This is a genomic window from Kocuria flava (assembly GCF_001482365.1).
Taxonomy (GTDB): Bacteria; Actinomycetota; Actinomycetes; order Actinomycetales; family Micrococcaceae; genus Kocuria; species Kocuria flava.
The window spans coordinates 1,987,856-2,002,374 of record NZ_CP013254.1; the positions used below are offsets into that span (position 1 = coordinate 1,987,856).

10 protein-coding genes are annotated in these 14,519 nt (G+C 75.6%); 5 read left to right on the forward strand and 5 right to left on the reverse strand.

The annotated features are described in order from the left end of the window. The first annotated feature begins 61 nt into the window (after positions 1–61). A complete protein-coding gene (locus AS188_RS08870) occupies positions 62–658 on the forward strand; it encodes a MerR family transcriptional regulator (protein WP_058858548.1) in 597 nt (198 codons plus the stop codon). A gap of 16 nt (positions 659–674) precedes the next feature. Here the strand turns inward: AS188_RS08870 and AS188_RS08875 are convergent, their stop codons facing one another. After that, complete coding sequence (locus tag AS188_RS08875) at positions 675–1,463, reverse strand: ParA family protein (protein WP_058858549.1); 789 nt, start codon at positions 1,461–1,463, stop codon at positions 675–677. Between the two features lie 297 nt (positions 1,464–1,760). Here AS188_RS08875 and AS188_RS08880 point away from each other — a divergent pair, with 297 nt between their 5' ends. After that, positions 1,761–5,213 (forward strand): pyruvate carboxylase, encoded by a 3,453-nt coding sequence (locus AS188_RS08880; protein WP_058858550.1) that lies wholly within the window; start codon positions 1,761–1,763, stop codon positions 5,211–5,213. A 77-nt stretch (positions 5,214–5,290) separates the two neighbouring features. After that, complete coding sequence (locus AS188_RS08885) at positions 5,291–6,748, forward strand: mycothione reductase (protein ID WP_058858551.1); 1,458 nt, start codon at positions 5,291–5,293, stop codon at positions 6,746–6,748. A gap of 43 nt (positions 6,749–6,791) precedes the next feature. On the opposite strand, the gene AS188_RS08890 is transcribed toward AS188_RS08885, so the two are convergent. The 3 genes from AS188_RS08890 to AS188_RS08900 form a co-directional block, all read right to left on the reverse strand. After that, on the reverse strand, positions 6,792–8,663 hold the full coding sequence (locus AS188_RS08890) for an AMP-dependent synthetase/ligase (RefSeq protein ID WP_058858552.1): 1,872 nt from the start codon (positions 8,661–8,663) through the stop codon (positions 6,792–6,794). An 80-nt stretch (positions 8,664–8,743) separates the two neighbouring features. Beyond that, a complete protein-coding gene (locus AS188_RS16895) occupies positions 8,744–9,220 on the reverse strand; it encodes a hypothetical protein (RefSeq protein ID WP_058858553.1) in 477 nt (158 codons plus the stop codon). Further along, a complete protein-coding gene (locus AS188_RS08900) occupies positions 9,217–10,089 on the reverse strand; it encodes an alpha/beta hydrolase (RefSeq protein WP_058858554.1) in 873 nt (290 codons plus the stop codon). Before AS188_RS08900 ends, AS188_RS16895 begins: the two co-directional genes overlap by 4 nt. A gap of 286 nt (positions 10,090–10,375) precedes the next feature. Between AS188_RS08900 and AS188_RS08905 the strand changes: the two genes are divergently transcribed. Next, complete coding sequence (locus AS188_RS08905) at positions 10,376–11,239, forward strand: lysophospholipid acyltransferase family protein (protein ID WP_058858555.1); 864 nt, start codon at positions 10,376–10,378, stop codon at positions 11,237–11,239. A 42-nt stretch (positions 11,240–11,281) separates the two neighbouring features. Further along, the gene (locus tag AS188_RS08910; RefSeq protein ID WP_058858556.1) at positions 11,282–12,673 is read left to right on the forward strand and encodes a class II 3-deoxy-7-phosphoheptulonate synthase; all 1,392 of its coding nucleotides are present in this window, start codon (positions 11,282–11,284) and stop codon (positions 12,671–12,673) included. Between the two features lie 34 nt (positions 12,674–12,707). Here AS188_RS08910 and pknB read toward each other — a convergent pair whose 3' ends face one another. Then, complete coding sequence (gene pknB / locus AS188_RS08915; RefSeq protein WP_058858557.1) at positions 12,708–14,519, reverse strand: Stk1 family PASTA domain-containing Ser/Thr kinase; 1,812 nt, start codon at positions 14,517–14,519, stop codon at positions 12,708–12,710.

Consider the following 14,519-nt stretch of genomic DNA (forward strand, 5'->3'; position numbering starts at 1 on the left):
GGACCGCGCGCGGACACCGGACCGGCGCCGCCGGGGCCGGTCCCACGACCGAGGAGGCCGCGTGAGCAACGGCGAGAACCCCGGCGGCACGCCCGCCCCGGGTGCCCCGCTCGCGCAGGGCACCCAGGGCGTGCTCTTCGACGACGCCGCCGTCCGCGACGAGTCCATCGGCTACCGCGGGCCCACCGCGTGCAAGGCCGCGGGGATCTCCTACCGCCAGCTCGACTACTGGGCCCGCACCGGCCTGGTCGAGCCCACCGTGCGCGGGGCGTCGGGGTCGGGCACGCACCGGCTCTACAGCTTCCGCGACATCCTCGTGCTCAAGATCGTCAAGCGCCTGCTGGACACCGGGGTGTCCCTGCAGCAGATCCGCACCGCCGTCGGCGCCCTGCGGGCCCGCGGGATCGAGGACCTCGCGCAGCTGACCATGATGAGCGACGGCGCCAGCGTCTACGCCTGCACGTCGCCCCACGAGGTGATCGACCTCGTCCAGGGCGGCCAGGGCGTGTTCGGCATCGCCGTCGGGCGCGTGTGGCGGGAGGTCGAGGGCACCCTGGCCGCACTGCCCGGCGAGCACGCCGACCGCGCCGCGGGACAGTCCACCGCCCCGCCGGACGAGCTCTCCGCGCGGCGGGCCCGCCGGCAGGGCGCGGGCTGAGCCCCGCGGTCCCGGTTCAGGCGGAGCGCCCCAGCAGTCCCCGCAGCAGCGCCGTGTAGCGGCCCGCCAGGTCCCGGGCCTCCCCGCCCGGCCAGCGGTGGATCGGCCAGGCGGCGCCCTGCGCCTGCTGCCACACCGGCAGGTCCGGGAGCACCGGGTCCACCAGCAGCGGGCCGAACAGCTCCGCCAGCTCGTCCAGGCGGTGCCGGTGCTCCGCGGAGGAGTGGCGCACCTTGTTGACGACCACCCCCGCCGCCGGCACCGCCCACGTGCGGCTCTGCTCGAACTGGGCGATCGCCGTCATCGTGCGCTTGGTGCCCGCCACGGAGAACAGGGACGGCTCGGCGACCGAGAGCACCTTGTCGCTGGCCGCCCAGGCCGTGCGCGTGAGGGCGCTGAGCGTGGGCGGGCAGTCGACGAGCACGAGCTCGTAGCCGGCCGTGCCCGCGAGGGCCCGCTCGAGCCGGCCGAGGTCCTTGTCCCGGTAGTCGGAGCGGTCGAAGCGCGAGGAGCGGGCCGAGCCGGGGGCGACGTCGAGGGCCTTGCTGTCGCGGCCCTCCTGGACGGCCCACGACGAGGCCATGAGCACCTTCTCGAGGGCGCCGCGGCGCGGGCGCGCGAGGACCTCGCCGACGTCGTGCCCGTGCCGGGCGCGCACGCCCAGACCCGTGGTCGCGTCGGCGTGCGGGTCGAGGTCGACCACGAGGGTCGGCACGCCCTCCTGCAGCGCCGCCGAGGCGAGGCCCAGGGTCACCGAGGACTTGCCGACCCCGCCCTTGAGGCTGCTGACGCTGACGATCTGCACCGGGGGACATCCTTCGGTCGGGGGGCTCGGACGGGGCGGCGGGGACCGCCCGGTCGCCCGCGGCGGTCCCGGACCATCCTAGCCGGGAGCCCTCCCCGGACCCGCGGCGCGGCACGGCCGGCCCGGCCTGCGCCCCGGCCAGACCGGCGCGTGTGACAGCCGACACACGCCGTCCCGTCCCCGGCGTGGTTGACTGTGTGCCACGGACCCCGGCCGGCCACCCCGGCCGCGGTCCTCGCTCTGCACGAAATCCAGCGAACAAGCGCCTGCGACGCGGCGGGCGCGGGACGGGTGTCAATGTTCTCCAAGATCCTGGTCGCCAACCGCGGCGAGATCGCCATCCGGGCCTTCCGGGCCGCCTACGAGCTCGGTGCCAAGACCGTGGCCGTCTACGCCCACGAGGACCGCAACTCGATCCACCGGCAGAAGGCCGATGAGGCCTACCGCATCGGCGAGGAGGGCCACCCCGTCCGGGCCTACCTCGACGTGGACGAGATCGTGCGCGTGGCGAAGGAGTCGGGGGCCGATGCGATCTACCCGGGTTACGGGTTCCTCTCCGAGAACCCGGACCTGGCCCGGGCGGCCGAGGCCGCCGGGATCACCTTCGTGGGCCCGCGGGCCGAGATCCTGGAGCTGGCCGGGAACAAGGTCGAGGCCCTGCGGGCCGCGAAGCGGGCCGGGATCCCCACCCTGGAGTCCTCGGAGCCGTCCGCCGATCCCGACGCGCTGCTGGCCGAGGCCGAGCGGATCGGCTTCCCGATCTTCGTCAAGGCGGTCGCCGGCGGCGGGGGCCGCGGCATGCGCCGGGTGGAGACCCCGCAGGAGCTGCCCGAGGCGCTGGCCGCCGCGATGCGCGAGGCCGACACGGCGTTCGGGGACCCCACGGTCTTCCTCGAGCAGGCCGTGCTGCGCCCGCGCCACATCGAGGTGCAGATCCTCGCCGACGACGAGGGCGGGATCGTCCACCTCTTCGAGCGCGACTGCTCCCTGCAGCGCCGCCACCAGAAGGTCGTGGAGATCGCCCCGGCCCCGAACCTCGACGAGGGCATCCGGCAGGCCCTCCACACCGATGCCGTGCGGTTCGCGAAGGAGCTGGGCTACGTCAACGCCGGAACCGTGGAGTTCCTCGTGGACACCGCCGGCGAGCGGGCCGGCCAGCACGTGTTCATCGAGATGAACCCGCGGATCCAGGTCGAGCACACGGTCACGGAGGAGGTCACCGACGTCGATCTCGTCCAGTCCCAGCTGCGCATCGCCGCGGGGGAGAGCCTGGCCGACCTCGGGATCGCCCAGGACCGGCTCGCGGTGCGCGGCACGGCCGTGCAGTGCCGGATCACCACGGAGGACCCGGCCAACGGGTTCCGCCCCGACGTCGGGAAGATCTCCGCCTATCGCTCCGCCGGCGGCGCCGGGGTGCGCCTGGACGGCGGGACGATCTACGCGGGTGCCGAGATCTCCCCGCACTTCGACTCGATGCTCGTGAAGCTCACCTGCCGCGGGCGCGACTACGCCACGGCCGTGCACCGCGCCCAGCGGGCTCTCGCGGAGTTCCGGATCCGCGGGGTGGCCACCAACATCCAGTTCCTGCAGGCGGTGCTCGGGGACCCCGAGTTCCTCGCCGGGGACGTCGCCACCGACTTCATCGAGAAGCGCCCCGAGCTGCTGCGGGCGCGGGTCTCCGCGGACCGGGCCACCAAGGCGCTGACCTGGCTCGCGGAGGTGACGGTCAACAAGCCCAACGGTGAGCGCGTGGAGGGCATCGACCCGCGCACCAAGCTGCCCGCCCACCCGGGGGACAAGAGCGAGGAGCCGGACCGTTCGCCCTTCGACGGGCCCTCGGCGCACACCCCGCCGGACGGGTGGCGGCAGCGGCTCCAGGAGCTGGGCCCGGAGGGCTTCGCGAAGGCCCTGCGGGCCCAGCAGGCCGTGGCCGTGACCTCCACGACCTTCCGCGACGCCCACCAGTCGCTGCTGGCCACCCGGGTGCGCACCCGCGACCTGCTCGCCGCCGCCCCGGCCTACGCCCACACCCTCCCGCAGCTGCTCTCGGTCGAGGCCTGGGGCGGGGCGACCTACGACGTCGCCCTGCGCTTCCTGGGCGAGGACCCGTGGGAGCGGCTGCGGCTGCTGCGCGAGGCGATGCCGAACATCCCGATCCAGATGCTGCTGCGCGGGCGCAACACGGTCGGCTACACCCCGTACCCCACCGAGGTCACCGACGCGTTCGTGGCCGAGGCCGCGGCCACCGGCGTGGACATCTTCCGCATCTTCGACGCGCTCAACGACGTCTCCCAGATGGCCCCGGCGATCGAGGCGGTGCGCCGGACCGGGACCGCGGTCGCCGAGGTCGCCCTGTGCTACACCGGGGACCTCAACGATCCGGACGAGCAGCTCTACACCCTGGACTACTACCTCGACCTCGCCGACCGGTGCGTCGAGGCCGGGGCGCACGTGCTGGCGATCAAGGACATGGCCGGGCTGCTGCGCCCGGCCGCGGCCGCGAAGCTGGTGAGCGCGCTGCGGGAGCGCTTCGACCTGCCCGTGCACCTGCACACCCACGACACCGCCGGCGGGCAGCTGGCCACCCTCATGGCCGCGATCGACGCCGGGGTCGACGCCGTGGACGTCGCCGACGCCTCGATGGCCGGCACCACCTCGCAGGTCCCGGCCTCCGCCCTGGTCGCGGCGCTCGAGCACACCGAGCGGGACACCGGCATCCCGCTGGAGGCGATCTCCGCGATGGAGCCCTACTGGGAGGTCATCCGCCGGATGTACGCCCCGTTCGAGTCCGGGCTCACCGCCCCGACCGGGCGCGTCTACCGGCACGAGATCCCCGGCGGGCAGCTGTCCAACCTCCGCCAGCAGGCCATCGCGCTGGGCCTGGGGGAGCGCTTCGAGGCGATCGAGGACATGTACACCGCCGCCAACGCGATCCTCGGCCGGCTGGTGAAGGTCACCCCCTCCTCCAAGGTCGTGGGCGACCTCGCCCTGCAGCTGGTGGGGATGGGCGTGGACCCGGCCGAGTTCGAGGCGAACCCCCAGAAGTTCGACATCCCGGACTCCGTGATCGGCTTCCTCGCCGGGGAGCTGGGGACCCCTCCCGGGGGCTGGCCCGAGCCGTTCCGCGCCAAGGCTCTGGAGGGCCGCACCGTGAAGGTCGGGGTGACCGAGCTGAGCGAGGACGAGCAGCAGGGTCTGGCCGGGGACTCCGCGACCCGGCGGGCCACGCTCAACCGGCTGCTGTTCCCCGGCCCGACCCGCGAGTACGAGGCCGGCCGCGAGAAGTACGGGGACGTCTCCGTGCTGCACACCCGCGACTTCCTCTACGGGCTGACCACCGACCACGAGCACATCATCTCGCTGGGCAAGGGGGTGCGCCTGCTCGTGACCCTGCAGGCCATCTCGGAGCCCGACGAGAAGGGCATGCGCACCGTGATGGTCACCCTCAACGGCCAGCCGCGCATGGTCGAGGTCCGCGACACCTCCGTGGCCTCGGCCGTGCCGGAGACGGAGAAGGCCGACGCGTCGAACCCCGGGCACGTGGCCGCCCCCTTCGCCGGGGCCGTGACCGTGACCGTGGCCGAGGGCGAGACCGTCGAGGCCGGCGGGCAGGTGGCCACCATCGAGGCCATGAAGATGGAGGCCTCCATCACCGCCCCCACCGGCGGAACGGTCGAGCGGGTGGCCCTGCAGGGCGTCACCCAGGTCGCCGGCGGCGACCTGCTGCTGGTGCTGCGCACCGACGGCTGAGCACCGCACCGCCGGCCCCGCCCGGCCCGCCCCGTCCCGGGCGGGCCGGGCGGGGCCGCGCGCATAGGATGGGCCGCATGCGGACATTCGACCTCATCATCATCGGCTCCGGCTCCGGGAACTCCATCCTCACCGAGGACTACGAGGGCCTGGACGTGGCGATCGTGGACGGCGGGACCTTCGGCGGCACGTGCCTGAACGTCGGCTGCATCCCCACCAAGATGTACGCCTATCCGGCCACGCTGGCCCGCCACGCGGTGGAGGCCGGCCGCCTCGGGGTCGACGCGCAGCTGGCGGGGGTCGACTGGCGGGGGATGCGCGACCGCATCTTCGGGCGGATCGACGCCATCTCCCACGGCGGCCTCGAGTACCGGAAGTCGCTGCCGAACGTCACCGTCGTCGAGGAGCGGGTGCGCTTCACCGGTCCGCGGACGCTGCGCACGGCCTCGGGGGACGAGCTCACGGCCCGGCAGGTCGTGGTCGCGGCCGGCTCCCGCCCCGTCCTGCCGGAGGTGCCCGGCATCGACCTGCCGCAGGTCCACACCTCGGACACGGTCATGCGCCTGGAGGAGCTGCCGCGGCGCGTCGTCGTCGTGGGCGGCGGGTACATCGGCGCGGAGTTCGCCCACGTGTTCTCGAGCCTCGGCGCGAAGGTCACCCAGGTCAACCGCTCGCACCGCATCCTGCGCTACCACGACCCCGAGATCGCCGAGCGCTTCGCCCGGGAGGCGTCCCGGCAGTGGAAGCTCGAGATGGGCTGGACGCTCACCGGCGTCGAGCCGGCCGCGGACGGCGAGGCCGCCGTCTCGGCCACGTTCTGCGACCCGGAGGACCCGGAGCAGACGATGCGCCTGCCCGCCGACGTCGTGCTCGTGGCCACGGGGCGGCGCCCCAACACGGACGTGCTCGACGCCGCCGCGGGCGGGCTGGACGTGCGGGAGGACGGGCTGCTGGCGGTCGACGAGCAGCAGCGGGCGCTCTCCGGCGGCCGTCCCGCCGAGGGCGTGTGGGCGCTGGGCGACATCAGCTCCCCGTACCAGCTCAAGCACGTGGCCAACGCCGAGGCGCGCACCGTCCAGCACAACCTCCTGCACCCCGAGGACCTGCGGGCCACCGACCACCGCTTCGTGCCCTCGGCCGTGTTCACCAGCCCGCAGATCGCCTCCGTCGGGATGACCCAGGAGGAGGCCGAGGACTGGGCGCTCGAGCACGGCACCGAGGTCACCGTGAAGGTCCAGGAGTACGGGGCCACCGCCTACGGCTGGGCCATGGAGGACCGGACGGGGCTGTGCAAGGTCATCGCGGAGAAGGGCACCGGCCGGCTGCTCGGCGCGCACCTGATCGGGGAGGAGGCCTCCGTGCTCATCCAGCCGCTCGTGCAGGCGATGTCCTTCGGCCTCGACGCCGGGAGCATGGCCCGCGGGCAGTACTGGATCCACCCGGCGCTGAGCGAGGTCGTGGAGAACGCCCTGCTCGGCCTCGAGGTCCCCGAGCACAGTCCCCTCGACGCCGCGGCCCTCGCCGGCCGCCGCTGACCCGCCGGGCCCGACCCGCCCGGGTCGGGCCCGGCGGGTCGGGTCAGGCCCGGCCCGGCAGGTGGACGCCCGAGAGCCGCTCCCGCAGCCGCTCCCCGGTGCCGGGGACCGGGGCGGGCCGGGAGTAGATCTCCTCGATCTCGGCGGCGAAGTCCCGCGCGATCTCCGCCCGCCGGATCTTCAGCGAGGGGGTCAGGTGCCCGGAGGCCTCGGTCCAGTCGGTGCCGAGGACCTCGAAGGCGCGGATCCCCTCGGCCCGGGAGACCGCCCGGTTGGCGTGGTCGACGATGTCCTGGACGTGCGCCAGCACCTCCGGGTGCCGGGCCGCCTCGGCCGCCGGCATGGCCGGGTCCAGGCCCATCAGCTCGAGCCGGGCCGGCAGCACCTCCCGGTCGAGGGTGATCAGCGCCGCCACGAACGGCCGGTCGTCGCCCACCACCATCACCTGGGAGACCAGGGCGGAGGCGCGGACGGGGTCCTCGAGCACGTTGGGCACCACGTTCTTGCCGCCCGCGGTGACGATGATCTCCTTCTTGCGCCCGGTGATCGTCAGCACCCCGTCGTCGTCGAGGGAGCCGAGGTCGCCGGTGCGGAACCACCCGTCCTCGAAGGCCGCGGCGGTGAGGTCCGGGCGCCCGTGGTAGCCGCGCATCACGTGGGCGCCGCGCACGAGGATCTCGCCGTCCTCGGCGAGCCGGACCTCGTTGCCCGGCAGGGGCAGGCCCACGGTCCCGATCCGGCCGACCTCCGGGGTGTTGGCCGTGATCGGGGCCGTGGTCTCGGTCAGCCCGTAGCCCTCGACGACGTAGATCCCGATGCCGTCGAAGAAGTGCCCCAGCCGGGACCCGAGGGCCGCCCCGCCGGAGACGGCGTGGGTGACCTCCCCGCCCATCGCCGCGCGCAGCCGGGCGTAGACCAGCCGGTCGTAGAGCCGGTGCCGGGCGCGCAGGAGGGGCCCGGGGCGCCCGGCCTGCCGGGCCCGGGAGAAGGCGACGGCGGTCGCGGCGGCCCGCGCGAAGACCAGCCGCCGCAGCGGCCCGCCCTGCTCGGCGCGCAGCCGCGCCCCCTGGTAGATCTTCTCGAACACCCGCGGGACGGCGAGCACGAAGGTCGGCCGGAAGGCCTCGAGGTCCGCCATGAGGTGCTTCACGTCCGGGGTGTGGGCCAGCACCGTGCCGGTGTGCAGCGCGATGACCTCCACGAACCGGGCGAAGACGTGGGCCAGGGGCAGGAACAGCAGCGTGCGCGCCCCCGGGTGGACGATCCCGGGCACCAGCAGGGCGGTGTCCTCGCACAGCCGCACGAAGTTGCCGTGCGTGAGCTCGCAGCCCTTGGGCGGGCCGGTGGTCCCGGAGGTGTAGATGAGGGTCGCGACGTCGTCGAGGCCGCGGGAGGCCCGCCGCGCCTCCAGCTCGTCGTCGTCGACCGTGGCGCCGGTGCGGGTCAGCTCGTCGAGGTCGGCGCCGTCCAGGCGCCAGACCCGCCGGGCCGTCCCGGTGTCTCCCCCGGCGGCGTGCACGCGGCGGGCGAGCTCCTCCGTCCCGGCGAACACGGCCCGGGCCCCGGAGTCGGCGAGGATCCAGGCGATCTGCTCGAGGGAGGAGGAGTCGTACACGGGCACCGGGACCGCCCCGGCGTACCAGATCGCCAGGTCCGCGAGCGTCCACTCGTAGCAGGTGCGCGCGAGGATCGCCACGCGGTCGCCGGGCTCGATGCCGGCGGCGACGAGCCCCCGGGCCAGGCCCCGCACCGCGGCGTGGACCTCCTGCGCGTGCACGGGCCGCGAGGTGCCGTCCGGGGCGAGGACCGCGTAGAGCTGCGGGTCCTCCGGGCGGGCGGCCTGCGCGAGCAGGAAGTCCGTGACGGAGCGGTGCACGGGCGGGTCCACGAACGCGTCCGTGACGACGTGGTGCATGGGGGGGCTCTCCTCGGCTGCGGGCACTGGGACGGGGCGGTGCTGCCGCCAGTCTAGTGAGCGCGCCCGCGGCGGCCGGCTCAGACCCGGGCGCCGTCGTCGAGGTCGTCGCGGTCCTCGGGCAGGGACCGCAGCAGGTGCCCGATCGCGACCAGCACGGCCGTCAGCCCGGTGCCCGTGACCCACCCGGGCAGGGGCCCGGGGAGCAGGGTCAGGACCACCAGCAGCACGGGCACGCCCACGAGCACCGTCCACGCCAGCAGCGCCCCGCGGCGCATGCCCCGCACCACCGGGCCCGGGTCGGGGGAGTAGGGGGCGTCCTCGTCGTCCTCGTCCGCCGCCGGCGCGCCCTGGACGGCCCCGGCGCCCCGGCCGTCCCCGACCGGCCGTTCCGGGACCGGGTCCCCGGGGGCGTCCCCGAAGACGGCCTGCTCGGGGGAGCGGTCCCGGGCCCCGTCCAGGTGCCGGTCCCCGGCCCGGCGCACGTCCTGGAGCTCCGCCACGATCCGGGCCCACTCGTCGTCGGGGTCGGGCCCGCGGCCCGTCGTCCCGCTCACCGGGCGCCCCCGGCGACGGGGCCGGCCCGGTCCACCGGGCCGGCCCCGGACAGCGGGCGCCCCGTCACCGGGTCGGTCCCCGCCACGAGGTCCGCCACGAACCGCTCCGACCGGGCGTGGACCACGTCCGCGTCCCGGTCCAGGGTGGCCACGTGACGGCTGCCGTCCAGCCGGACCAGCTCCACGCTGCCGCCCACCGACCGGAGCACGTGCTCGTGCGAGCGGTCGGAGACCACGCCGTCGGCGCGGGAGCGCAGCACCAGCACGGGCACCGTCACGGACGGCAGCAGGCGCCGGGTGCGGACCATGAACCGCCCCAGCTGGGCCACGCCGGCCACCGGGGTGCGCGGATAGGCGTGCTCGGTGACCCCGGGCAGGGAGATGTCGTCGCCCACGGCGGGGACCGAGGGCACCAGCCGGTGCAGGGCGGGGGCGAGGCGGGCCGTGCGGCTGACCACCGACAGGGCCGGGTTGAGCGCCACCACCCCGTCCACCGGCAGCAGCGCCGCCAGGTGCAGGGCCAGGGCCCCGCCCATGGACAACCCGCACACCACGACGACGTCGTGCTCGGCGCGCAGCCGGCGCACGTGCGCCGCCGCGTGGTCGCGCCACTGCTCCCAGCGGGTCCCGGCCAGGTCCTCCCAGCGGGTGCCGTGCCCCGGCAGCAGGGGCCCGCTCACGTGCACCCCCGCACCGTGCAGGGCCCGCCCCCACGGGCGGACGCTGTGGGGCACCCCCGTGAAGCCGTGCAGCACGAGCGCGGCCGCCGGCCCCGCGGCCGGCAGCTCGAAGGGCTCGGCGGGGGAGAGCGCCCCGGGCTCCCCGGCGGGGTCCGGGGGGAGGAGGTGGTCCGCGACGGGAGGCGTCATGGCTCCATGATGACAGGCCGCCGGGTCCGGTGGGGGCGCCCCGCCCGGCTCCCGCGCCGTCCGGGCGGGGGAGCGCCCGGACGGCGCGCGGGGCGGCATCTCCGCGGTGGCCCGTGCGCACGCGAGAGGGCCCGGCGCCCGCCGGTCCGGCCGTGCCCGGACCGGGCCCGGCGGCCGGCGTCGCACGGGCCCCGCGCGGACGTGAGAGAATGTGCCCAGCCCGGAGACCGTCCGCGCGGCAGGAGCCCCCGCGGCCGGCCGCCCCGCACGAAGGAGCCCTCTGCCCATGGTCTACATGTTCCTCAGGAGCTACGTCGTCCGCCCCCTGGTGGCCCTCGCCTTCCGGCCCGAGGTCCGGGGGCTGGAGCACGTCCCCACCGAGGGGCCGGCGATCCTGGCGAGCAACCATCTGTCCGTCTCCGACTCGGTGTTCATGCCCGTGGCGGTGCCGCGGCAGGTGTTCTTCCTGGCCAAGGCGGACTACTTCAACGGCCCCGGGGCCAAGGGCCGGGTCGTGGCGGCGTTCATGCGCGCGATCAACCAGATCCCGATGGACCGCTCCGGCGGGCGGGCCTCGGCGCGCTCGCTGAGCGCGGGCGGGCGCACGCTGCAGGAGGGCCGGCTGCTCGGGATCTACCCCGAGGGCACGCGCTCCCCGGACGGGCGGCTGTACAAGGGCAAGATCGGCGTGGCCCGCCTGGCCCTCGAGAGCGGGGCGCCCGTGGTGCCGATCGCGATGGTCGGCACCGACAAGGTCCAGCCCATCGGGTCCCGGCTGCCGCTGCCCCGGCGCGGCACCCGCGTGACCACGATCTTCGGCGAGCCCCTCGACTTCTCCCGATATCGCGGGCGCCAGGGCGAGCACGCGGTCCTGCGCGAGGTCACCGACGAGATCATGCGGGCCATCCAGGCGCTCTCCGGCCAGGTCTACGTCGACGTCTACGCGGCCGAGCACAAGCGCCGGCTCGCGGAGCAGAAGCGCCAGGAGGCCAAGCAGGCCGCCGCCGAGATGCTCGGCACCGCCAAGGACAAGGCCCGCAGCGCGGCGCACACCGCCGCCCAGTCCGCCCGGCACGTGGCGGACTCCCTCACCCACCGCGACTCCCCGGCCGTGCCGGGCGAGGACGCGGCCCGGACCACCGAACCCTGATCCCCCGTCCGGCCCCGGCCGGACGAGACATAGGAAGACACGATGCTCGACTTCACCGTTCCCGACGCCCTCAGCCGGTCCGCCGCCCCCGTGCCCTCCGCGGCCGACTACCCCGGGCTCGACGCGTGGCGGGACCTGGCCGCCGACCAGCAGCCGACCTGGCACGACCACCCGGAGTTCCCCGCCGCGATCGAGGAGCTCAGCTCCGTGCCGCCGCTCGTGTTCGCCGGCGAGGTGGACCAGCTGCGCGCCCGGCTCGCGGAGGTCGCCCACGGCCGGGCCTTCTTCCTCCAGGGCGGCGACTGCGCCGAGACCTTCGAGGGCGCCACCGCCGACCGGATCAGCGCCCGCGTGAAGACGCTGCTGCAGATGGCCGTGGTCCTGACCTACGGCGCGTCCATGCCCGTCGTGAAGATGGGGCGCATGGCCGGGCAGTTCTCCAAGCCCCGCTCCTCCGGCGAGGAGACCCGCGACGGGACCACCCTGCCCTCCTTCCGCGGGGAGATGGTCAACGGCTTCGACTTCACCCCGGAGTCGCGCGCCCACGATCCCCGCCGCATGGTGCGCGGCTACCACACCTCCGCCTCCACCCTGAACCTGATCCGGGCGTTCACCACCGGCGGCTTCGCCGATCTGCGCCGGGTGCACGCCTGGAACATGGGCTTCACCACCAACCCGGCTCACGCCCGCTACGAGTCGCTGGCCCGCGAGATCGACCGTGCCGTGAAGTTCATGGACGCCTGCGGGGCCGACTTCGACGCGCTGCGGACCACGGAGTTCTACGCCGGGCACGAGGCGCTGCTGCTGGACTACGAGCGCGCCCTGGCCCGCATCGACTCCCGCACCCACCTGCCCTACGGCACCTCCGGGCACTTCCTGTGGATCGGCGAGCGCACCCGCGAGCTCGACGGCGCCCACGTCGACCTGCTCTCCCGGCTGCGCAACCCCATCGGCGTGAAGCTCGGCCCGAAGACCACGGGCGAGGACGCGCTGGCGCTGATCGACAAGCTGGACCCCGAGCGCGAGCCGGGCCGCCTGACGTTCATCACCCGCATGGGCGCGAAGAACATCCGGGAGAAGCTGCCCCCGCTGGTCGAGGCCGTCGAGCGCTCCGGGGCGAAGGTCGTGTGGGTCACCGACCCGATGCACGGCAACACGGTCTCCCTGCCCTCGGGCTACAAGACCCGCAACTTCGACGACGTCGTCGACGAGGTGCGCGGCTTCTTCGAGGTGCACGAGGCGATCGGCTCCTTCCCGGGCGGCATCCACGTCGAGATGACCGGCGACGACGTCGCGGAGTGCCTCGGCGGCGCCGACCCCGTGGACGAGTCCTCCTTCGGGGACCGCTACGAGTCCCTGTGCGACCCGCGCCTGAACCACATGCAGTCGCTGGAGATCGCGTTCCTCGTGGCGGGCTACCTCTCCCGCCGCTGAGCGCCGCCCGGACGGGGCCGGGCCCGCCGCTCCCTCACAGGACGGTGAGCACGACCCCGTCCGCGGTCGTCTCCTGGGCCACGACCACGCCCAGGGACACGCCCAGGGGCTCCTCCACGACCACGGGCCACCCGGCGGCCTCGAGCTCGCGCACCGCGTCGGCGACCGGGGCGCCGAGCACCCCGGGGGCCTCCTGCGCGCGGGGCCCGGCGGAGACGGCGAGCAGCACGGACTCCCCGCGCGCCACGGCGGTGCCCGCCGCGGGCTCCTGGCCCACGACCGTCCCGGCGGTCGCGGCCGAGGGCACCTCCGTCCGCTCGCCCGGCTCCAGACCGGCGTCGGCCAGCCGGTCCCCGGCCTCCTCCACGCCCATTCCCACGACGTCCGGGGCGACCACCTGCTCGGGTCCGGTCGAGACGATCAGCACCACCTGCTCGAGGGGACGCACCGCCGAGCCCTGCGCGGGGTCCGTGCCCACGACCGTGCCCTCGGGGGCCGTCGGGTCGGGGGACTCGCGGACGACGACGTTGCGCAGGCCCGCGCCGGCGAGGTACTGCTCGGCCAGCTCCGTGCCCGTGCCGCGCACGTCCGGGACGGCCACCGGGGCGCCGGGGCCGGAGCCGAGCAGCCAGCCCAGGAAGGCGGCCGCGGCCACCGCGAGCGCCGCGACCGCGAGCACGCCGGCGGTGCGCAGGGGCCGGGCCGGGCGCAGCTCGACCGCCGGCCGCCACGGGTCCGTGGAGCCGGAGGCGCCCCGCTCCTGCCGCTCCGGGCGGCGGGTGCCCAGCGCCCGGGTGGGGTCGCCGGGGCGCAGCACCTCGGTGGCGGTGCTGCCTCCCGGGACGTGCCGGGCACCGAGGACGCGGGTGCTCCCGCCGTCGCCGGGCGGACGGGTGCCCAGCACCTGGGTGCGGTCGTTCCCGCCGGGCGGACGGGCGCCGAGCACCTCGGTGGGGTCGTTCCCGGCGGGCGGACGGGCGCCGAGCACCTGCGTGGGGTGCTCGCGGCCGAGGGCGGCCCGCACGGCGCGCAGCTGCTCGAGCATGCGGCCGGCGTCGGCCGGGCGGTCCTGCGGGTCGTGCGCCGTGGCCCGGGCGACGAGGTGCGCGACGGGCGCCGGGACACCGGGGGCCGCGGAGCGCACGTCGGGGACGGGCCCGTCGGCGTGGGCGCGGGCCACGACCAGGGGCGGGCCGTCGAAGGGCCGCCGCCCGGCGAGCAGCTCGAACAGCACCACCCCCGTGGCGTAGACGTCGGAGCGGGCGTCGACCCTCCGGCCCATGACCAGCTCGGGGGCCGCGTAGCCGACCGTCCCGAGCACAGTGCCGGTGCCGGTGTGCTGGTCGGCCGCCCGGGTCAGGCCGAAGTCGGCCACCGTGATCCGTCCCCCGGCGTCGAGCAGCACGTTCTCGGGCTTCACGTCCCGGTGCACGAGCCCGGCGCGGTGGGCGGCGGCGAGGCCGTCCAGCAGCGCCTCGAGCACGTCCAGGGCCTCGGGCACGGGCAGGGCGCCGCGCTCGCGCAGCACCCGGCGCAGGGTCGGGCCCTCCACGAGCTCCATGACCAGGTAGGGCGTGCCGTCGGGGGAGCGGCCCTGGTCGAGCACGGAGACGACGTGCGGGTGGGACAGCCGCGCGGCCGCGCGGGCCTCCCGGGCGAAGCGCTCGGCGGCCCCGGCGTCCTCGGCGAGGTGGGGGTGCAGCAGCTTGACCGCCACGGGACGGTCCAGCCGGCGGTCGCGGGCGCGGTAGACGGTGGCCGTGCCGCCGCGGGCCAGCCGCGGGCCGAGCTCGTAGCGGCCCTCGAGGACGGTGCCGCTGAGGCGGTCGGGAACGGGATGCTGCAC

Bases quoted from the DNA above. Each gene is read 5' to 3' on its own strand.
- AS188_RS08880 (WP_058858550.1), top strand. From the start codon at position 1,761: ATGTTCTCCAAGATCCTGGTCGCCAACCGCGGCGAGATCGCCATCCGG.
- AS188_RS08885 (WP_058858551.1), top strand. From the start codon at position 5,291: ATGCGGACATTCGACCTCATCATCATCGGCTCCGGCTCCGGGAACTCC.
- AS188_RS08890 (WP_058858552.1), bottom strand. From the start codon at position 8,663: ATGCACCACGTCGTCACGGACGCGTTCGTGGACCCGCCCGTGCACCGC.
- AS188_RS08900 (WP_058858554.1), bottom strand. From the start codon at position 10,089: ATGACGCCTCCCGTCGCGGACCACCTCCTCCCCCCGGACCCCGCCGGG.
- AS188_RS08905 (WP_058858555.1), top strand. From the start codon at position 10,376: ATGGTCTACATGTTCCTCAGGAGCTACGTCGTCCGCCCCCTGGTGGCC.
- AS188_RS08910 (WP_058858556.1), top strand. From the start codon at position 11,282: ATGCTCGACTTCACCGTTCCCGACGCCCTCAGCCGGTCCGCCGCCCCC.